Origin of the sequence: Demequina muriae (assembly GCF_030418295.1) — a bacterium.
Classification (GTDB): domain Bacteria; phylum Actinomycetota; class Actinomycetes; order Actinomycetales; family Demequinaceae; genus Demequina; species Demequina muriae.
Genome location: NZ_JAUHQA010000001.1, coordinates 1645498 through 1664930, shown reverse-complemented (window position 1 = coordinate 1664930; position 19433 = coordinate 1645498). Strand labels below are relative to the sequence as shown.

The window sequence follows — 19433 nt, the reverse complement described above, 5'->3', positions numbered from 1 at the left end:
GGCAGCGCGCCCCCTCCCACTGGGTGGTGCTAGTTGACGGTGATGCCCATCGAACGCGCAGTGCCCGCGATGATCTTCGCGGCGGCGTCGATGTCATTGGCGTTGAGGTCGGCCATCTTCTGCTCGGCGATCTCGCGCACCTGAGCGTCGGTCAGCGAACCGACCTTCTCGGTGTGCGGAACTCCGGAGCCCTTGGCGACGCCAGCGGCCTTCTTGATGAGCTCTGCTGCCGGCGGGGTCTTCGTGATGAACGTGAAGGAACGGTCTTCGTAGACCGTGATCTCCACAGGGATCACGTTGCCGCGCTGCGACTCGGTGGCCGCGTTGTAGGCCTTGCAGAACTCCATGATGTTGACGCCGTGCTGTCCGAGGGCGGGGCCCACGGGCGGCGCAGGATTGGCGGCGCCGGCCTGGATCTGTAGCTTGATCAGACCAGCGACCTTCTTCTTCGGTGCTGCCATGATGGATTCGGGTCCTTCTGTGATTCGTAGCGGCGGATGCCGCCTGACGTGCTGGGTTCGCTAGATCTTCGTGACCTGGTTGAACGCCAGCTCGACCGGGGTCTCCCGGCCGAAGATGGAAACGAGGACGTGGAGCTTCTGAGACTCCACGTTGATCTCGGAGATGGTGCCGGGCAGTGTGGCGAACGGACCATCGATGACGGTGATCGACTCACCGACCACGAAGTCGACCTCGACCTGGCTGGACTGGGGCTCAGCGCCCTCCTCCGCCGCGGCCGCGGCCTTCTCTGCGGGGGCGAGCATCCCGTACACCTCGTCGAGCGTGAGCGGCACGGGCTGGTGGGCGTGGCCCACGAACCCGGTGACGCCGGGAGTGTTGCGGACAGTGCCCCACGACTCGTCCGTCAGGTACATGCGCACCAGGACGTAGCCGGGCATGCGGACGCGGTTGACGAGCTTGCGCTGGCCGCCCTTGATCTCGGCCACGTCCTCCATGGGAACCTCGACCTGGAAGATGTAGTCCTCCATGTGAAGGCTCTCGCGGCGGTGCTCGATGGCCTGCTTCACGCGCTTCTCGTGTCCCGAGTAGCTGTGGACCACGTACCAGTCGCCGTCCTGCATGCGCAGTTCGGCGCGGAACTCCTCGCCCGGGTCGTCCACGGGCTCGACCGGCGCGTCCTCAACGGGCTCGACGGCGACCTCTTCTGCTGCCGCGACGGGGTCATCGTCGGGGACGGTGTCGTCGTCGCCCTCGACCACCGCGTCGGCCGGGGCGTCCGAAAGAGCCGCCTCGTCGACCGCCGGAGTGGTCTCCTCAGCGGGCTCGTCGGCCGCTGCCTGCGCGCGGTCGGTCGCCTCCGCAATGTCGGCAACCAGCTCATCGAGCTTGTCGCCGGCGGAGTCGAGCTTGTCGTCACTCACCAGTCACCACTTCCTTCTCAGACGGCGGTCAGCCGCCGAATACCTTCGCTGCGAGCCAGTTGAACACGAAGTCCATCGCGAACACGATGAGCATCATCACGGCGACGAAGGCCAGGACGACCCAGATGTACCGGATGAGCTCTTCACGGGTCGGGGTGACCACGCGCTTCAGCTCAGAGATCACCTGACGCACGAACAGCGCGATACGACCGAAGAGGTTCCGGCCCTCGCGGGATTCGTGCCGCGGGTCCGTCTCTCCGGAATCCGTCACGGCAGATTCGCTCACCGGGTCATCCTTCGCTTGTGGGGTTTGGACTCACGCGGACGCGCCGCGATCTGCAGGGCAGGAGGGACTCGAACCCCCAACCGTCGGTTTTGGAGACCGATGCGCTACCAATTGCGCCACTGCCCTCCGGGGGCGGTGGGGCCCCCGACTGGCGATCAGCCACCCGTACGAAGGCGCGAGCCATCATGACGTGTGTCAATCGCCGAATGGCAATAGTACGGGTTCCTGCCCGGGATTGCGAACCCGGGCCCCGCATCGTCCGCGGGCACATGGCTGCACCGTCCGCACTGATGGCCCCAGCTGGATGAGCGCCGAAGCCTCGCCGGAAGGCCTCGGACTGATGGTCAGCTGATCATCAGTGCCGAACCTGCACCCGCGAACCACTGTACGACCTCGTCTCCGACGTCAACCGCATCGGCCCCGAGGAGCTCCGCGTGAGCGTAGCGCAGCACCGGCATTCCCTCCTTCACCACCGCCCGTCCGCGCATGCGGTCGCGTCGGAAGGCGACCGGGTCGCTGTGGAAGCTGCGGCCGTCGATCTCCACCACCACCCTTTCCCCGACCACGAGGTCGACCCGCCCCACGCCTGGGAGGAAGCGCTGCGGGTGCACCTGCAGCCCCTGGCGCACGCAGCTCAGTCTCGCAAGGGTCTCGCCGACCGACTCGGCCCGGCCGTCGGCGTGGGCCAGCAGGAAGGCCCGACGCGCAGCGGTGCTCGCGCGAAACGCCGCGACATCGGCTGCGGTCACGAGCCCTTGATGGAGCGCCGAGTCGACGGCGACCAGGTGTGACCCTTCGTCCAAGCACCGCCCTGCATCGTCGAGTGCCTGGGCGACCGTCTCGACAGGAGCGCCGCCAGCGTCGGGCGGTCGAGCGTCGCTTCGGTAGTGCCGCCGCACTCCGCGCCACGCTCGCCGCGCTGTCGTATGAGCGCTTGGCACCGCGATGTGGGCCTTCTTGGAGGGGGCGACCAGGGACACCTCGAGCAGTTCGAGCGCGCTCACGCAGGTGAGACGACAGCTGAGCGCGACGGCAGCAATCACGCGGGGGTCGGCGTCGGGCAGCGCCAGCACGCCCCGGCTGACGCGGCGCACGCTGCCGTGTGCGACCGCCGCTCTGATGGCGCGCTCGGGGACGCCGGCTGCCCGCAGCGACCCCGTCCGCGCCGCCCCGCCACGCACGCGCAGTCGTTCCTCCGTGATCATGGGCCGATCCTGTCGTCACCGACCGGCACACGTGCGGCCGCATCCTGAGCCCAGTGGATAGGCCCCGGCGACCTCGGGCGGGGACGGAACTCGGCGTGGGCGATATGGCCCACGACTGACGCCCCACGCATTGATCAGTCGTGAAACTTCGCAAGCCGTGTCCGCACCCACGGCAGATCGGAACATCAGTCCACACGCCACGCGGCCGATGCGAGGGCGACCGGCGGAATCCACAACGACGCGTGGACATGGAACAATCGGGACCGTGACCGCCAAGAACCGCATCTCCGCCCGCCTCGGTGCCATCGCGCCGTCCGCCACCCTCGCCGTCGACGCCAAGGCCAAGGCGCTCAAGGCCGCAGGCCGCCCGGTCATCGGGTTCGGCGCTGGCGAGCCCGACTTCGCGACGCCGCAGTTCATCGTGGATGCCGCGATCGAGGCCGCCAAGGATCCCCGCAACCACCGCTACACGCCGGCGGCGGGCCTCCCCGAGCTCCGACAGGCGATCGCGGACAAGACACTGCGCGACTCGGGATACGAGATCGACCCGGCGACCACGCTGGTCACCAACGGCGGCAAGCAGGCCGTGTTCCAGGCCTTCGCCGCAGTGCTCGACCCGGGCGACGAGGTCCTCCTCCCCGCGCCGTACTGGACCACCTATCCCGAGGCGATCTCCCTGACCGGAGCGACCCCGGTCGAGGTGTTCGCCGGCGCCGATCAGGACTACTTGGTGACCGTGGAGCAGCTCGAGGCGGCGCGCACCGACGCGACCAAGGCGATGCTGTTCTGCAGCCCGTCGAACCCCACCGGTGCGGTGTACTCCCGCGAGCAGACCAAGGCCATTGGCGAGTGGGCGCTCGAGCACGGCATCTGGGTCATCACCGACGAGATCTACGAGCACCTGCTGTATGACGACGCCGAGTTCACGCCGATCCTCTCGGTGGTGCCCGCCCTGGCCGACACCTGCATCGTCGTCAACGGCGTCGCCAAGACCTACGCGATGACCGGCTGGCGCGTGGGCTGGATGGTGGGCCCCGCGGACGCCATCAAGGCGGCGACCAACTTCCAGAGCCACCTCACCTCGAACGTCGCGAACGTGTCGCAGCGGGCCGCGATCGCCGCACTTCAGGGCGGCCTGGACGAGGTCCAGATGATGAGGGCGGCCTTCGACCGCCGTCGCACGACGATGGTGAAGATGCTGCGCGAGATCGACGGCTTCGAGGTGCCCACGCCCACGGGCGCGTTCTACGCCTATCCATCGGTCGAGGGCGTGCTGGGGCGCGAGATCCGCGGCAAGGTGCCCACCACCTCCGCCGAGCTCGCGACCATCATCCTCGAGGAGGCCGAGGTGGCGATCGTTCCCGGCGAGGCGTTCGGTCCCTCGGGATACGCCCGCCTCAGCTACGCGCTGGGGGACGACGACCTCGCCGAGGGCGTGGGCCGCATTCAGGCCCTGCTGGCGGAGTAGGCGCGGCGACAGTCATCACACCGGTCACACGAGATCCGTCGGACGGCCGATGCGCGGGCGGGGCTGGTCCTCGCTAGCCTCGGGGCATGACGACACCAGCCATCGAGATCGCGGGTCTGCGCAAGACCTACGGAGCCAAGAACGCGGTCGACGGGATCGACCTCGAGGTCCATCGCGGCGAGGTCTTCGCCCTGCTGGGGCCGAACGGGGCCGGCAAGTCGACCACGGTCGAGATTCTCGGCGGGTTCCGCAAGCGCACCGCGGGCGAGGTCACGGTCCTCGGCCTTGACCCCGCGCACCCCACCCGACACTGGCGCGAGCGCCTCGGCGTGATGCTGCAGTCGACCAGCGGCAGCACCGTCCTCACGCCGCGCGAAGCCCTTCACCATGCCGCCCGCCTCTACCCGAACCCGCGAGACATCGACGAGACGCTCGCGACCGTGGGACTCACCGAGAAGGCGAATGAGAAGCCGCGGCTGCTCTCCGGCGGCCAGCGACGACGCCTGGAGGTGGCGCTCGCAGTGATGGGCAACCCGGAGCTGGTGTTCCTCGACGAGCCCACCACCGGCTTCGATCCCGAGGCTCGGCGCCAGTTCTGGACGCTGATCGAGTCCCTCCGTGATCAGGGGACGACCATCCTGCTGACCACTCACTACCTCGACGAGGCGGATCGACTCGCGGACCGCATCGGCATCATCGCCAACGGCACCATGGTCGCCCTGGACACGCCCGAGGGCCTGCGCGCCCGGGCGACCGACGCGTGGGTGAGCTGGAACGAGGACGGCACCCTCCGGCGGGAGCCCACCCCGACGCCCACCGCCTTCCTCCGAGACCTGCTCTCACGCCACGACGGCGAGATCCCACGGCTTCAGGTCACGCACCCGTCCCTCGAGGATGTCTACCTGGAACTCATTGGCGCGGCCCAGGCCGACGCCGACGCCGCAAAGGAGGTGACGGCATGAGCGCGCTCGAGACACGGCGGTCGCCGAGCTGGGGATCGCTGGTCGCGGATCGCATGGTGCTCGAACTCAAGGAGTTCACCCGGTCGCGCGAGCAGATGATCTTCATCTTCGCGTTCCCGATGATCTTCCTCGTGCTGTTCGGCACCATCTTCGGCGGCCAGACGCTGGGCGACACAGATGTGACGTTCTCGCAGTACTTCCTCGCGGGCATGATCGCGACCGGAATCCTGAACACCGGGTTCCAGTCGCTGGCGATCTCGTTGTCGATCGACCGCGACGAGGATCTGCTCAAGCGCATCTACGCCACTCCCCTGCCCGCGACGGGATACTTCACCGGCAAGATCACGCAGGTGCTGCTCGTCTCGATCGTGCAGATCGCGATCCTGCTGACGCTCGGCGTCCTGTTGTACGACGTCAGTCTCCCCACCGATGCGTCCCGCTGGTGGACCTTCACCTGGGTCTTCCTGCTGGGCACCGCCGCCTCGTCCGCCGTGGGCATCGCCACGTCTTCGCTCCTGCGCAACGGCAAGGCCGCATCCGCGATCCTGACGCCGGTGGTGCTGTTCCTGCAGTTCACCTCGGGGGTCTTCTTCGTCTTCACCCAGCTGCCCACCTACCTGCAGACGGTCGCGGAGATCTTCCCGCTCAAGTGGCTCGCGCAGGGAATGCGCTCGGTGTTCCTGCCGGAGTACTTCGAAGCCCAAGAGGCCAATGGGTCGTGGGAGCACCCCATGACCGCCATCATGCTCACGGTGTGGTTCGTGCTCGGCCTCGTCGTAGCGATTCGCACATTCCGCTGGATGCGCTCCGACGACAGCTAGCATCCCGTCCGTCTGAGAGCAGGCTCAGGACGCTTCGCCCATACTGGACGCATGAATCGTCCCAGCTTCCGCACGATCGCAGTCGCGGCAGGCTTCCTCGGCGTCAGCTTCGTCGTCGCGGGCACCGCGAGCGCCATGGTGGGGCCACCGGCCGATGCGCCGGTTGCCTCCGCCGTCGAGCTGAGCCAGGAGGACCCCGCCTCTGTGACCGCCCCCGTCGAGGCGGGCGATGCGGCCACCGACACCGACGTCGTCCTCCCGGCGCCCGTCGAAGTGGGTTCCGCGGCGCTCAAGTGCAGCGACCAAGGAGTGTGCGACGAGCGTCACGACCACCACGACCGCTCCGCCGCACCCGCCGACCCGCCTGACCGCACCACCCCCGCACCGTCGACCACGACCCCCTCGTGCGAGTGGCCGACGAAGCCCTCGCGACCCACGGATGGCGCCGACCCCCGCGAGTGGAAGCGTGCGGTCGACGAGTGGGCGAGCGCGTGGCACGCGACCGCGCAGGAATGCGGCTGGGACGTGGACTCGTGGGACCGCGAGCGCGGGACCTGGTCGAACTCGGGCGACGAGCGCCGCGAGGAGTGGCAGCAGCATGTCGACGAGCGCGATCAGCACCAGCGCGACAGGGACCGTGCGTGGGACGACGGCCACGGCGACATGCGCGAGCCACGTGACTCCTGGCAGGGCCCCGACGAGGGTGACCGCGAGGGATGGCGTGAGCGCAGCGACGAGTTCCACGGCGAGTGGAAGGCTCCGCGCGACGCGTGGTCCGATCACGCCGAGCGTCGCGACGGCGGTCGCTGAGACCCCGGCGCTCGACGCACCCCGCGCCGCGCCTTCGCCGCCGCAGCACCCGCACACTGCACCGACCACACACCGCGCCAACCACACACCGCGCCGACCGCACGCACCGGCCACCGCATACCGGTCGCTCGCACGTCCGGCCGCGAGCGCGGGGACGCTAGCGTAGGCGCAGGAGGCTCTCATCGCGCGCCTGTTCGCACTCATCGCACACCCGGCTCGACGCATGTCAGTCCGGGCGCGGGTGCTTGCCTACCTCGTGGTGCTCACGATGGCCGCCCTCACCATCGCCGGCATCACCGCCTACGGCATCGAGCGGTCCCGGATCGACGCGACCATCGTCGATGGACTGGCGCTCCGCACCGAGGCGTTCATCGAGCTCGCCGAGGCGCCTGACCCCACCACGGGTGAGCCGTACGCGTCGTCGGAGGACCTCATGCGCGAGGCCATGATCCGCGTGGTGGCCAGCCCCACCGAGAGCGCGGTGGCGCACGTCGGTACGGTCGCCCGGTTCGTTCCCTCGTACCCCCAGCGCCTGCGGCTCGAGGATGACCCCGACTTCCTGCGCATCGCCGATGAGCACGCAGCTGACCGCGTGGTGGTGCACGAGGCCGTCACAGACATGGCGGACTACCGTTTCGCGGCGGTCCCGATCGTCGAGCCCGACGGCGACACCGTGGCGGTGTTCACGATCGCGACGAACCGAGGTGCGCTCGTGAAGAACCTGTCGGAGACGTTCCAGATCTATGCGCTCGTGGCCCTGCTCGCGCTCGCGATGATCGGCGTCATCGCCTGGACGACGGTGGGGCGGATGCTGCGCCCCATCTCCGTGCTCGAGGGGAAGGCCCGCCACATCAGCGAGCACGATCTCGCCGAGCGGATCCCGGTCTCGGGACAGGATGACCTCGCCCGCCTGTCGCGCACGGTGAACGCCATGCTCGACCGGCTCGAGCGCGCGTTCGCCGACCAGCGCCGCCTGCTCGACGACGCCTCCCACGAACTGCGCACGCCCCTCGCGATCATGCGCACCAACCTCGAGCTCATCGAGCCACGGGATCCGGAGGAGGTGCTCCGCATGCAGAGCGATCTGCTGGACGAGGTCGACATGATGTCGCGGCTGGTGGACGACCTCGTCACCCTCGCGAAGTCCGACCGCCCGGAATTCGTGCTTCGGGAGAGCGTCGCGCTCGGCGAGCTCACGTCCACGACCTTCGCGCGCGCACAGGCCTTGGGCGACAGGGACTGGCACCTGGACGCCGAGGGCGACGCGACGCTGCTGGTGGATGCGCAGCGCATCACGCAGGCATGGCTGCAGCTGGCCGCCAATGCCGTGAAGTTCTCCGCGCCCGGCTCCACCGTCGGCCTGGGATCGCGGGTGCTTCGCCACGAGATCCACCTGTGGGTCAGGGACCAGGGCCGTGGGATCGCTCCCGCCGATCAGGAGCGGGTGCTCGAGCGGTTCCATCGCGTGGATCCTGAAACCGAGGGCACGGGGCTCGGACTGCCCATCGCGTCCGCGATCGCGATCGCCCACGGCGGACGACTCGCGGTGCAATCGCGCCTCGGAGAGGGATCGACCTTCACACTGGTGCTGCCGAGGAACGGAGATGCGACGTGATCAGGATGCTGCTGGTGGAGGACGAGACCAGGCTGGTCGAGACCCTCGTCAAGGGTCTGCGCACGGCAGACATCGACGCGACGGCGGTGCGCACCGGCCGCGAGGGGCTGCGGCTCGCGCTCGAGGGCGACTTCGACATCATGGTGCTCGACATCGGCCTGCCGGACCAGGAAGGCTTCACCGTGCTGCGGAAGCTGCGGGCGGCCGGCTCCGACCTGCCCGTCATCATCCTGACCGCGCGCACGTCCGCCGAGGACACGGTCAGGGGGCTCGAGCGCGGCGCCGACGACTACATGGCCAAGCCGTTCTCCTTCGACGTGCTCGTGGCGCGCATCCGCCTGCGGGCACGCGCGCACCCCGAGGATGACCCGACCGCGGCGCAGCTCATTCGGGTGGGCCGATGCGAGCTCGACCCGATCGAGCGCACGCTCGCCTGCGACGGTCTCGACGTTCCGCTCAGTCCCCGGGAGTTCCAGCTCGCTCACCTGCTGATGTCCCGCGGCGGCGAGGTGGTGCCGCGCGCGGACGCGCTGCAGGACGTCTGGGGCTCGGCCGCCCGCGACAACGTCCTGGACGTCTACATCCGCTACCTCCGCGCCCACCTCGGCCAAGACGCCATCGAGACGGTGCGCGGGGTGGGCTACCGGTTCGTCGGCTGAGCGCACGAGCGCTCCACGCATCGGGCGGACGGCCGATGCGCGAGCACCGAGGTGCGCCTACGCTGGGGCCTCATGGACCTGAGGCCGCCGCGGTGGAACGACGCGCTCGTCGTCGGCGGACTGCTGGCGCTCAGCGTGATGTGGGCGGCCTCGCTCACCGGCTTCCAATACGCAGAGATCCGGCCCATCGATCCGCTCGGCTACACGCTGCTGGTCGCGATGGTCATCCCGCTGCTGTGGCGTCAGCGCTACCCCCGCGCGGTGCTGTGGCTCACAGGCGGCGCGTGGATCGTCGTGGTCGGGCTCGGCTACGAGGCCACGCCAGGGATGCTCGGGCTGTTCCTCGCGATCTACGGCATCGCGTCGTACATGCCGCGCGCGACCGCCATCCGCCACAGTGCGGCCCTGCTGGGCGTGATGCTCGCCTGGACTGCCGTCGGCACCCTGTCGTCCGACGCGGTGCCCACGAGTGCCCTGTTCGCGATCCCGGTCGCCGTGATCGTGCCGTTCGCGATCGGCGTCGGTGACCGTCGACGGCGCCAGCGCGTGAGCGAGCTCGAGGTGGCGCACGCGCGCCGCGAACAGGCCGGCTACGAGGCCGCGACCGACGCCGTGCGCGCCGAGCGCGCGCGAATCGCCCGCGAGCTGCACGACGTCGTGGCCCACGAGATCACGGTGATGACACTCCAAGCGGAGGGCGCGCGCCGGCGACTGGGCGCTGCCGACCCCGACTTGGCCGAGACGCTGTCCACGATCGCCTCGTCGGGGCGCACCGGCCTGGAGGAGATGCAGCGCATGATCGGCGTGCTGCGCGCCTCCGAGCTCGAGGCGAACCAGCGCGTCGACACCGACCGCGCGCTCGCGACCGGCGCGATCGTCCCGGGCGCATCGGCCGGAGACGGGCTCTCCCCCATGCCGTCGCTCGCCGCGCTGCCCTCGCTGGTGCGTCACGTCCAGGAGTCCGGGCTGCCCGTCACCCTCGAGATCTCGGGATCCGCGCATGTCCCTGCGGGCGTCGAGGTCAGCGCGTACCGCATCGTCCAGGAGGCGCTCACGAACGCGCTCAAGCACGCGGGCCGGGGCGCGCGGGCCGAGGTGATCGTCAAGCGCACGGCCGATGCCGTGCACATCAGCGTCGAGGACGACGGCAAGGCGGCACCGGGTGACAGCCCGCGCCTCCCGGGCGGACACGGTCTCACGGGCATGGCGGAGCGCGTGCAGGCGTTGGGCGGGGCGCTGTCTCACGGCCCGCGCCGGGGCGGCGGGTTCCAGGTGCACGCGGTGCTGCCATCGGGCGATGATCAGGTATCGGGCTCGGTGTCGCGAGAGCAGGCACGGACCGCAGAATCGAGAGGGGCATCCACGTGATCCGAGTAGGACTGGTCGACGACCAGGCGATGGTGCGCGTCGGCCTGCGCATGATCCTCGAGGCCGAGCAGGACATCGAGATCGTGGGCGAGGCCGCGGACGGCGCCGACGCGCAGGCGCTGGTGCGCGATCACGCGCCCGACGTGGTGCTGATGGACATCCGCATGCCCGGCATGGACGGGCTCGCCGCGACGGAGCAGGTGATCGCCGCCCACCCCAACGCGCGGATCGTCATCCTCACCACCTTCGACGACGACGAGTACGTGTACGAGGCGCTGCGCGTGGGAGCCTCCGGGTTCCTGCTCAAGAGCGCCGACGGCGACACGCTCGTGAATGCCGTCCGGGTGGTGGCAGGCGGCGAGGCGCTGCTCGCACCAGAGGTGACGCGACGCGTCATCGAGCGCTTCGCGGCGCCGGTGGCCCCCACGCCAGGCTCGACCGGTCCGGACGGCGAGCATGTGCCGTCGCCCGAGGCCATCGGCGACCTGTCGGATCGTGAGGTCGAGGTGCTCCAGCTCATCGCCCGCGGGATGTCGAACCAGGAGATCGCCTCGGAGCTGTGGGTGTCGTCCACCACCGTCAAGACTCACGTCAGCCACATCCTCACCAAGCTCGGGGTGCGCGATCGCGTGCAGGCCGTCGTCGAGGCCTACGAATCCGGCATCGTCGTTCCCAAGGGGTGACCCCCCAGGGTCATCCCTGAGGACGAGCACACGGAACCGTCCTCACGAGGGATATCCGCGCATCGGCCGCGACCGGCACACTGATCCCTGTTCGACCCACACTGACGAAAGGCCACCCCATGACCACGACGGCGGCACCCGTGCTCGCGGCTTCCATGCGCGACGGATACAAGGACTACGGTTTCGGCGAGGCCGCCGTGCGCGCGCTGGACGGCATCAACGTCGACATCGCCCGCAGCGAGTTCACGGCCATCATGGGGCCCTCCGGCTCCGGCAAGTCGACCCTGCTGCACACCCTCGCAGGCCTCGACCGACTCACCGCCGGATCTTCCATGATCGCGGAGACGACCATCACGCAGCTCTCCGAGGCGCAGATCACCGAGGTCAGGCGCAAGTACATCGGCTTCGTGTTCCAGTCCTTCAACCTGATCCCCTCGCTCAACGCCCGCGAGAACATCACCCTCCCGCTCGACATCTCGGGCACCGACGTCGACAAGGCGTGGTTCGACGAGATCATCACCATTCTGGGACTGGGCGACCGGCTCACCCACCTGCCGGCCGAGCTGTCCGGTGGACAGCAGCAGCGCGTCGCCGTCGCTCGCGCGCTCGTGTCGCGGCCGGAGATCATCTTCGCTGACGAGCCGTCCGGCAACCTCGACTCGCGGTCCGGCTCGGAGCTGCTGACGTTCATGCGCCGCGCGGTCAAGGAGTTCGGGCAGACCATCGTGATGGTCACCCACGACCCCACCGCCGCCGCGTACGCCGACCGCATCGTCTTCCTCGAGGACGGACAGATCGTGGATGAGATGCGCGAGCCGACCGCCGAGCGCGTGCTCGACCGCATGAAGAAGATGGGGCACTAGACCGCGATGTTCAGAATTGCGCTCAAGTCCGTTCGGCACAACCCCAAGCGGCTGCTGCTCACCGCCTTCGCGGTCGCACTCGGCGTCTCCCTCGTCGCGGCCTCTCACACCTTCACGAACGCGCTGTCATCCGGCTTCTCCGGACTGTTCTCCGACATCTACGCCGCCACCGACGTCATCGTCGAGGAGGACCCCGACGTCGCCGAGTCGGATGGCGGCGACCCGTTCGCCGCGACCGAGGGCATCTTCGCGCCCGCCGACGTCGACGCGATCGCCGGGGTCGACGGCGTGGACGTCGCCATCGGCGGCATCCAGGTCCCGGGGGCCGTGCTGCCTCCTGAGTCGGACGAGACCGCCACCGACCCGTTCTCTGCCGGGGGCGCCCCGAGCCAGCTGTTCAACTGGTCCGGCATTCCCGAGATCGACCAGTCGACCCTCGTCGACGGCCGCGGCCCCGAGTCCGACGGCGAGCTCGTGCTCGACATCGATGCGGCGCCGCGGCTCGGCTACGACCTGGGCGACCAGGTACGGATCGCCACCGACGACGGCGTGTTCGAGTTCGAGCTCGTGGGCACCGTCCGGTTCGGTGAGTCGAACAGCCTGCAGGGCGCGACGCTCGGCTTCATGACCGATGCCGACGCTCACGTGCTCGCCGACGACCCCAACTTCCAGCAGGTGAGCGTGCTCGTCGCCGACGGCACCGACCCGGGCACTGTCGTCGACCGCGTCTCCGAGGTGATCCCCGACGGCACGCGCGCGATCACCGGCGAGGACAAGGCCGCCGAGGAGACCGAGTCCCTCGATGAGGTCCTGAACTACGTCGACATCTTCGCCATCGCGTTCGCGCTGATCTCACTGTTCGTGGGCGCGTACATCATCGTGAACACGTTCCGCATCATCGTGACCCAGCGCACGCGCGAGTTCGGACTGATGCGCGCGATCGGAGTGACGGGCCGCCAGGTGCGGACCATGATCCTGCTCGAGGCGCTGGTGGTCGCGATCCTCGCCTCCACCATCGGCATCGCGATGGGCTACCTGCTCGCGCTCGCCGCGGCGGGACTCGTCAGCGTGTTCGCCGGTGACATCTTCGGCACTCTCACGCTTCCGCTCGAGGCGGTGCTGTGGGCCTACGGCCTCGGCACCCTGGTGACGCTCGTCTCGGCCCTGCTGCCGGCCATCACCGCCTCCCGCATCTCTCCCATGGAGGCGCTCCGCGAGTCGGCCACCAGCGGCAAGAAGCCGCTCAAGGTGCGAAACATCGTGGGCGCCGCCTTGGCTCTGGTGGGCGTCATCGCGATCACCACCGGGCTGTACGCGGGCCTCGAGCGGCCGTACATCTACGTCGGCATCGGTGCGGTGCTGCTGGTGCTGGGGGCGACCCTGCTCGCGGCCCAGGTGCTGGTGCCGATGGCCTTCGGGCTGCGGCACCTGCTCACCCGGATGTTCGGGGTGGACGGCAAGCTGGCGGCCAACAACATTCGCCGCGAGCCGCGCAGGAGCGCCAACACTGCGGCGGCACTGATGATCGGCGTGATGCTGCTCGCCCTCGTGGCGACGTTCACCGAGTCGCTCAAGACGGTGGTCACCGCCCAGTTCGCGCAGACGGAGGCAGACTTCTTCGTGTTCTCGACGCAGGGTGCGGTTCCCCCTGGCGCGATCGACGTGATCGAGGGCGTGGACGGCGTCGACTTCTCGTCGAGCCTGGGCGTTGATGCCGCGATGTTCGAGGGCGAGCAGCTCCCGGTCGCGACGGTCGACCCCGAGACCGCGGACGCGGCATTCGACTACAACAACGATCCAGACTTCACCGAGCTCGACGGCGGCGTGTTCATCGATCCAGGCGTGCAGGACCGTGGCGTCGAACTCGGCGACGAGATCACGCTCGAGGGACCTGAGGGCGAGGTGGCGCTCACCGTGACAGGGCTCTACCTCAACGAAGGCGACGCCAACTTCTGGGTGGACGAGGAGACAGGCCGCGCGCTGTTCGGCGAGGTCGACATCGTCCAAGCCATGGTGGTGCTCGACGATGCCATGGACGTCGATGAGGCCCAGACGGCGCTCCAGGACGCGCTCGCCGAGGACTTCCCGCTGGTGACCCTGCAGCAGCCGGGCGCCCTCGAGCAGTTCGCCAACCAGTTCATCGACCTGCTCCTGGGCGTCATCTCCGCCCTGCTGGGCAGCGCGCTGGTGATCGCGATCCTGGGCGTGGCGAACACGCTGCTCCTATCGGTGACCGAGCGCACCAGGGAGATCGGACTGCTGCGGGCCGTCGGCCTCAAGCGCAGCTCCGTGTGGCGCATGATCACGGTCGAATCCATGGTGATGGCGGTGTTCGGCACCATCCTCGGCATGATCCTGGGCGTGTCGCTCGGCACTGCCCTGGTGCTTGCGCTCGAGGACTTCGGCTTCGACGGCGTCACGATTCCGTGGGTATGGCTCGTGATCTACACGGTGCTGGCCGCGATCGCGGGAGTCGTGGCGGCCATCTGGCCGGCATGGCGCGCCTCGCGGCTCGACATCCTGAAGGCCATCGCCACCGACGGGTAGCGAATCCCGGCACGGACGCCACAGGGCCGATGCGCGCTCGCCCGAGCGCGCATCGGCCCTTCGTCGTGGATGCACGAGGCAAGCGGAGGGCTATGCCGTCCGCTCGGGGCAGACGGGCAAGGGCGGACGGACTACAGGTCGACGCCGAGCAGCACGGGTTCGGGGACCAGCGTGATCCCGAAGCGGTCGCGGACCCCGTCGCGCACGGTGCGCGCCAGCGCGGCGACGTCTCCGGCCGTGGCCCCACCGCGGTTCGTCAGCGCGAGGGTGTGCTTGGTGGACACCGCGGCGGCGGAGCCAGGCGACGCGAAGCCGCGCGAGAAGCCTGCCTGCTCGATGAGCCATGCCGCCGAGGTCTTCACGGCGCCGTCGACGGCCGGGTACCACGGGGCCTCCTCGGGCAGCCCCGCCGCCGCATCGGCCGTGAGCACCGGGTTGGTGAAGAACGAGCCCGCGCTCCACGTGTCGGGATCGGCGTCGTCAAGCACCATCCCCTTGGCGCCGCGCACGCGCAGCACCGCCTCGCGGACCGCGTCGATGGGGGCGCGCTCGCCGGGAGCGATGCCGAGCGCGTCGGCGAGCTGCGCGTAGCGAATCGGCCCCGAGCGGGTCCCCTGTCGCATCTGGAAGGTCACGTCGAGCACGACATACCTCGGGGTGGGATGCCACACGCCGCCATCGGGAGCCAGACCGCGCATCGACCGCTTGAGCACGGAGTCGCGATACCCGAACCCGCAGTCGATGCGAGCCAGGGAGCGCACCCGCTCCTCGAGCCGGTCCCAGACTCTCACCAGGGCGATCACATCGGAGACCTCGGCGCCATAGGCGCCCACGTTCTGGACGGGGGTGGCCCCCGTCGACCCCGGGATGCCCGACAGCGACTCGATGCCGACCCAGCCCTCGTGCACCGCGCGGCTCACCACGTCGTCCCAGCGCATGCCAGCGGTCGCCGTGATCGACACCCCGCCGCACATGCCGTCGTCCTGCACCGACAGCTCGGAGCGCGCGTCCCGCACCACCACGCCAGCGAAGCCGTCGTCACCTGCGAGCAGGTTCGACCCTCCGCCGAGCACGAGCACCGGCTCGCCTGCGCGGTCGGCGTCGCGGACGGCGTCGATGAGGTCGCGCTCGGAGCCGGCCTCCACCAGCCGCCCCACGGGCCCGCCCACGCGCAGGGTGGTGAGGTCCGCGAGGCGTGTCATGCGCTCAGCGTATCCGGGCCCGGCGGCGCTCAGTCGCCCCGGACGGGTGCGTCGGGTGCACCCGTCGAGGTGGTGGCGCCGGGCGCCACGACGGGCTCATCCATGTCCGCGTCCCCCTGCCCGAGGCGCGCCGAGCCCACCCTGCGCAGCCTCGCGCTGCGGCTGCCGAACAGTGCGCCGTCCTTGCGGACCGCGCGCGCCAGCACGAACGAGGCGGTCGAGGCCACGGCCACCACCAGCAGCGCGACGCTGAGCGGGACCACCTCGCCCAAGTAGCCGATGAGCGGCGGCACCATCAGTCCGGCGATGGTGGAGAAGGAGGCGACCGCCGCGACGCGCGCCGCAGCACGGCGGGGCTCGTCCGCCGCGGCAGAGAAGCCGATGGGCACGCCCAGCGCCGCGCCCACGCCCCACAGCGCGGCCGCGAGGGGCACGAGCCAGAACACGGGGGTGAGCGCGAAGAGCAGCAGGCCGCTCACGACCGAGATGGCGCTCGCCCGGAGGGCCACCACCCGTCCGAAGCGGGCGATGATCGGAGCGCCGTACCAGCGCACGGACACCATGGCCGCGACGAACACCCAGTACATGAGGTCGCCGACGGCCTCGGGCATCTCGAAGTCGTCGACGACAGCGAGCGCCATCCACTGCGCCGCCGTCATCTCCGTCATCGACGCCGCGAACAGGATCACTCCGATCAGCAGCACTCGACGGTCCCGATACTCGGCGCGCGCGGTGGCGAACGGCCCACCGAGCGAGACTTCTCCTGCATCGGGCGCCGGGCGGCCGTCAATCGTGGCCGTGGGGATGATCGCGAGGCGGATCGCCGTGAGCACCAGGGCTGCGGCGATGAAGTGCCACACCGGCGCGATGCCGGCGTGCGACACTACGGCACCGACGCCAAGGGCGCCCGCCATTCCGATCGAGAACGCGCCGTGGAACTGCGGCATCACCGCGCGCCCCATGCGGCGCTCGACCTCGGCCGCCTCCGCGTTCATCGCGACGTTCGTGAACGCGAAGGAGAAGGAGACGATGAAGTGTCCGATCGCGAACATCGGCCGGGACTCGACGAGGGTGGACACGGCGACGAGGGTGAAGGCTCCCAGGTGCGCGAAGCTCGACCACCACAAGAGCGCGCGGGTGCCGAACTTGGCGGCCGACCACCCCGTCACGAGCAGCCCGGCGAGCGCGCCGAAGGCGCCGAAGACGATGAGGTTGGCGAGGCCGGAGACGCTCACGTCGAGCAGGTCGCGGATCGATGGCACGCGCGACAGGAACGTCGACAGCATCGCGCCCATGATCGCGAACAGGCCGAGCACCGCGAAGCGAGCCGATCGCACGCGCGCCGCGTCCGGGCTGGTAGTCGGCTCGTGGCCGAAGGTGAAGGGCATGACTTCCTGTCTGAGAACGGCGCACGGCGCCGGTCGCGCCACCATCGGCGCCACGCGCGGCGCCCGCCGCCTGCGCAGCGCCCGCGACACCATTGTGCGACTACGCTGATGCCAGCGCAAAAACCCTGAGGAGCGACGTGTCTGCGAGAAGACGACCGACGATGGCCGACGTGGCCTCGAAGGCGAGCGTGTCGCTGTCGACAGTCTCGCTCGCGTACTCAGGAGCGGGCCCCATCTCCCCCGCCATGAAGGCGAGGGTCGAGCGGGCAGCGGAGGAGCTCGGATACGCCGGACCCTCCGCCCAGGCACGGGCCCTCCGCTCCGGGCGCACCCATGTGGTCGGCGTGGTCATCCACGATGCCTTCACGCTCGCCTTCCGCGCGCCGCTCATCCTGAACGTGATGGACGGGCTGATCTCCGAGCTGGGCGAGATGGGACTGGGCGTGCTGCTGCTGCCCACCCCACCGGCAGAGAACGGTGAGAAGTCGCTGCTCGCCACGGCGCCGATGGACGCCGCCGTGGTGTTCCGGGTCCGCGACCACGACGACCCCGCCCTCGAGCTGCTGCGCAAGCGCTCCGTGCCGTTCGTGGTGATGGACGGCGACGCTCCGCCCGGAGCCGGCCAGGTGTCGATCGACGACACCAGCGCGACGGTGCAGCTCATCGAGCACCTGCAGTCGCTGGGGCACGAGCGGATCGGCACCATCACGCTGCCGCACGGACCGGGACACGAGACCGCACTGCGGCCGAACGACTACATGCCGCAGTCCACCTGGGCGCCCATGCACAACCGCCTCGAAGCGTTCCGGCACGCGGGAGTCGAGCCGTGCGTGGTGGTCGAGGCGCGCGAGTCGATGGTCGCGGAGGGCATCGCGGCCGGCCACCTGGCGCTCACCCACGAGTCGCGTCCCACGGCGATCGTGGCGCAGTCGGACATCCTTGCCGCCGGCGCGGTGCTCGCGGCCCGCGAGCTCGATCTCAAGGTCCCGCACGACGTCTCGATCACCGGCTTCGATGGCATCGATCTGCCCTGGCTGGCACCGCTCGAGCTCACGACCGTCTATCAGGACGGCGTGGAGAAGGGCCGGGCCATGGCCGCGGAGGTCAAGGAGCTGCTGGCCGGCGAGACCCCATCGCAGGTGTGGATGCCGCTCGAGGTCCGGATCGGCACCTCGACGGCGCCGGTGAACACCGAGCGCTGATTCTCTCGCCGGGGCCCCGTTCCGCAGGCGAGCGCCCGCACTAGTGCGTCGGCAGCGCTAAGCGCAGTCGACCAGCGCCTGCGCCTTGCCGAGCACCTTGACGTCGCCGTGCTGCACCGTGAGGTCGACGCGCGCGGTGCGGCGCTCCTCGTCGAGAGCGCCGATGCGCGCGGTCACGGACACGGTCGCCTCGCCGGGGTTCGGCACCGGGATGGGCCGGGTGAATCGGACCTGGAAGTCGGAGACATTGCCCGCCCCGCCCCACTCCTCGACCACGGACGCGGCGACGCCCATGGTGAGCATTCCGTGCGCGATCACGCCCGGGAGCCCCACCTCGACGGCGACCACGTCGTTGTAGTGGATCGGGTTGAAGTCACCCGAGGCTCCCGCGTAGCGCACCAGGGACGCTCGCGTGAGGGCGATCTCGCGCTCCGCGACCACCTGGCCCACTTCCAGCCCGGCGAAGCTGGGGCTCGTCGACTCGGTCACTGCGTCTCACCCTCATCCTGGGTCTCCCTGACAGCGAGCGTGCTCACCACGGTCGAGACCGGGGCGCCGTCCAGGTCGACCATCTCCGACCGCGTGGTGACCATCGAGATCCCTGCGCGCTGCTTGATGGCGTCGATGTGCACGGTGGTCATGACGACGTCGCCCGCGACGAGCGGCCGCACGTGCGTGAACCGCTCCTCGGCGTGCACCACGCGGGAGAAGTCCACCCCGACCTCGGGGTCGGTGACGACGTGGAACTCTGCCTGCTGGGCGATCACCACCGCGAAGGTGGTGGGCGCGACGACGTCGGCGTATCCCTCTGCCCGGGCGACCGCGACGTCACGGTGCGCGCCCGAGAAGGCGTCGACCGCGTCGGCGAACTCCCGAATCTTGACCCGAGTCACCTCGTAGGGTTCGAACGGGCCATAGCTGCGGCCCACTGCTTCGCTGTTCACTGACACGGTGCCAGCCTAGCGAACCAGC

General features: G+C 69.8%; 19 protein-coding genes and 1 tRNA gene. 11 read left to right on the top strand and 9 right to left on the bottom strand.

Annotated elements, in window-relative coordinates; translation table 11 throughout:
- Positions 1 to 29 precede the first annotated feature (29 nt).
- The 5 genes from rplK to QQX02_RS07785 form a co-directional block, all read right to left on the bottom strand.
- Positions 30 to 461 carry a 50S ribosomal protein L11 gene (rplK, locus tag QQX02_RS07805; RefSeq protein ID WP_301142285.1) on the bottom strand — a complete coding sequence of 144 codons (432 nt, stop codon included), beginning with the start codon at positions 459 to 461 and terminating at the stop codon, positions 30 to 32.
- 60 nt (positions 462 to 521) lie between these two features.
- Positions 522 to 1382 (bottom strand): transcription termination/antitermination protein NusG, encoded by an 861-nt coding sequence (nusG, locus tag QQX02_RS07800; RefSeq protein ID WP_301142284.1) that lies wholly within the window; start codon positions 1380 to 1382, stop codon positions 522 to 524.
- A 28-nt stretch (positions 1383 to 1410) separates the two neighbouring features.
- Positions 1411 to 1668, bottom strand: a complete 258-nt coding sequence (gene secE / locus QQX02_RS07795; RefSeq protein ID WP_301142282.1) for a preprotein translocase subunit SecE — start codon at positions 1666 to 1668, stop codon at positions 1411 to 1413.
- Positions 1669 to 1721: 53 nt separating this feature from the next.
- A tRNA-Trp gene (locus QQX02_RS07790) sits at positions 1722 to 1794 on the bottom strand.
- A 218-nt stretch (positions 1795 to 2012) separates the two neighbouring features.
- A complete protein-coding gene (locus QQX02_RS07785; protein ID WP_301142281.1) occupies positions 2013 to 2873 on the bottom strand; it encodes a type IV toxin-antitoxin system AbiEi family antitoxin domain-containing protein in 861 nt (286 codons plus the stop codon).
- A gap of 208 nt (positions 2874 to 3081) precedes the next feature.
- Between QQX02_RS07785 and QQX02_RS07780 the strand changes: the two genes are divergently transcribed.
- The 10 genes from QQX02_RS07780 (at position 3082) to QQX02_RS07735 (ending at position 14669) form a co-directional block, all read left to right on the top strand.
- Positions 3082 to 4341 (top strand): pyridoxal phosphate-dependent aminotransferase, encoded by a 1260-nt coding sequence (locus QQX02_RS07780; RefSeq protein WP_301142280.1) that lies wholly within the window; start codon positions 3082 to 3084, stop codon positions 4339 to 4341.
- An 86-nt stretch (positions 4342 to 4427) separates the two neighbouring features.
- A complete protein-coding gene (locus QQX02_RS07775; RefSeq protein ID WP_301142279.1) occupies positions 4428 to 5303 on the top strand; it encodes an ABC transporter ATP-binding protein in 876 nt (291 codons plus the stop codon).
- Positions 5300 to 6124 carry an ABC transporter permease gene (locus tag QQX02_RS07770; RefSeq protein ID WP_301142278.1) on the top strand — a complete coding sequence of 275 codons (825 nt, stop codon included), beginning with the start codon at positions 5300 to 5302 and terminating at the stop codon, positions 6122 to 6124. The genes QQX02_RS07775 and QQX02_RS07770 overlap by 4 nt, the downstream gene beginning before the upstream one ends.
- A 51-nt stretch (positions 6125 to 6175) precedes the next feature.
- Entirely contained in the window at positions 6176 to 6934 is a 759-nt protein-coding gene (locus tag QQX02_RS07765) for a hypothetical protein (protein ID WP_301142277.1), read from the top strand.
- Positions 6935 to 7157: 223 nt separating this feature from the next.
- The gene (locus QQX02_RS07760; RefSeq protein WP_301142276.1) at positions 7158 to 8549 is read left to right on the top strand and encodes a sensor histidine kinase; all 1392 of its coding nucleotides are present in this window, start codon (positions 7158 to 7160) and stop codon (positions 8547 to 8549) included.
- A 5-nt stretch (positions 8550 to 8554) separates the two neighbouring features.
- Positions 8555 to 9208, top strand: a complete 654-nt coding sequence (locus tag QQX02_RS07755) for a response regulator transcription factor (protein ID WP_367304243.1) — start codon at positions 8555 to 8557, stop codon at positions 9206 to 9208.
- A gap of 72 nt (positions 9209 to 9280) precedes the next feature.
- Positions 9281 to 10576: a sensor histidine kinase gene (locus QQX02_RS07750; RefSeq protein WP_301142274.1), complete on the top strand. Its 1296-nt coding sequence runs from the start codon at positions 9281 to 9283 to the stop codon at positions 10574 to 10576.
- Positions 10573 to 11259 (top strand): response regulator transcription factor, encoded by a 687-nt coding sequence (locus tag QQX02_RS07745; RefSeq protein WP_301142273.1) that lies wholly within the window; start codon positions 10573 to 10575, stop codon positions 11257 to 11259. Before QQX02_RS07750 ends, QQX02_RS07745 begins: the two co-directional genes overlap by 4 nt.
- Before the next feature lie 119 nt (positions 11260 to 11378).
- A complete protein-coding gene (locus QQX02_RS07740; RefSeq protein ID WP_301142272.1) occupies positions 11379 to 12122 on the top strand; it encodes an ABC transporter ATP-binding protein in 744 nt (247 codons plus the stop codon).
- Positions 12123 to 12128: 6 nt separating this feature from the next.
- The gene (locus QQX02_RS07735) at positions 12129 to 14669 is read left to right on the top strand and encodes an ABC transporter permease (protein ID WP_301142271.1); all 2541 of its coding nucleotides are present in this window, start codon (positions 12129 to 12131) and stop codon (positions 14667 to 14669) included.
- Between the two features lie 131 nt (positions 14670 to 14800).
- Here the strand turns inward: QQX02_RS07735 and QQX02_RS07730 are convergent, their stop codons facing one another.
- Together QQX02_RS07730 and QQX02_RS07725 are read right to left on the bottom strand one after the other, a co-directional pair.
- On the bottom strand, positions 14801 to 15871 hold the full coding sequence (locus tag QQX02_RS07730; RefSeq protein ID WP_301142270.1) for a UDP-N-acetylmuramate dehydrogenase: 1071 nt from the start codon (positions 15869 to 15871) through the stop codon (positions 14801 to 14803).
- Between the two features lie 29 nt (positions 15872 to 15900).
- On the bottom strand, positions 15901 to 17259 hold the full coding sequence (locus tag QQX02_RS07725) for an MFS transporter (RefSeq protein ID WP_301142269.1): 1359 nt from the start codon (positions 17257 to 17259) through the stop codon (positions 15901 to 15903).
- Between the two features lie 161 nt (positions 17260 to 17420).
- On the opposite strand from QQX02_RS07725, the gene QQX02_RS07720 reads away from it, so the two are divergent.
- The gene (locus QQX02_RS07720; RefSeq protein WP_301142268.1) at positions 17421 to 18461 is read left to right on the top strand and encodes a LacI family DNA-binding transcriptional regulator; all 1041 of its coding nucleotides are present in this window, start codon (positions 17421 to 17423) and stop codon (positions 18459 to 18461) included.
- Between the two features lie 57 nt (positions 18462 to 18518).
- Here QQX02_RS07720 and QQX02_RS07715 read toward each other — a convergent pair whose 3' ends face one another.
- Together QQX02_RS07715 and QQX02_RS07710 are read right to left on the bottom strand one after the other, a co-directional pair.
- Complete coding sequence (locus tag QQX02_RS07715) at positions 18519 to 18950, bottom strand: MaoC family dehydratase (protein ID WP_301142267.1); 432 nt, start codon at positions 18948 to 18950, stop codon at positions 18519 to 18521.
- Positions 18947 to 19411: an FAS1-like dehydratase domain-containing protein gene (locus tag QQX02_RS07710; RefSeq protein WP_301142266.1), complete on the bottom strand. Its 465-nt coding sequence runs from the start codon at positions 19409 to 19411 to the stop codon at positions 18947 to 18949. Before QQX02_RS07710 ends, QQX02_RS07715 begins: the two co-directional genes overlap by 4 nt.
- Positions 19412 to 19433 lie beyond the last annotated feature (22 nt).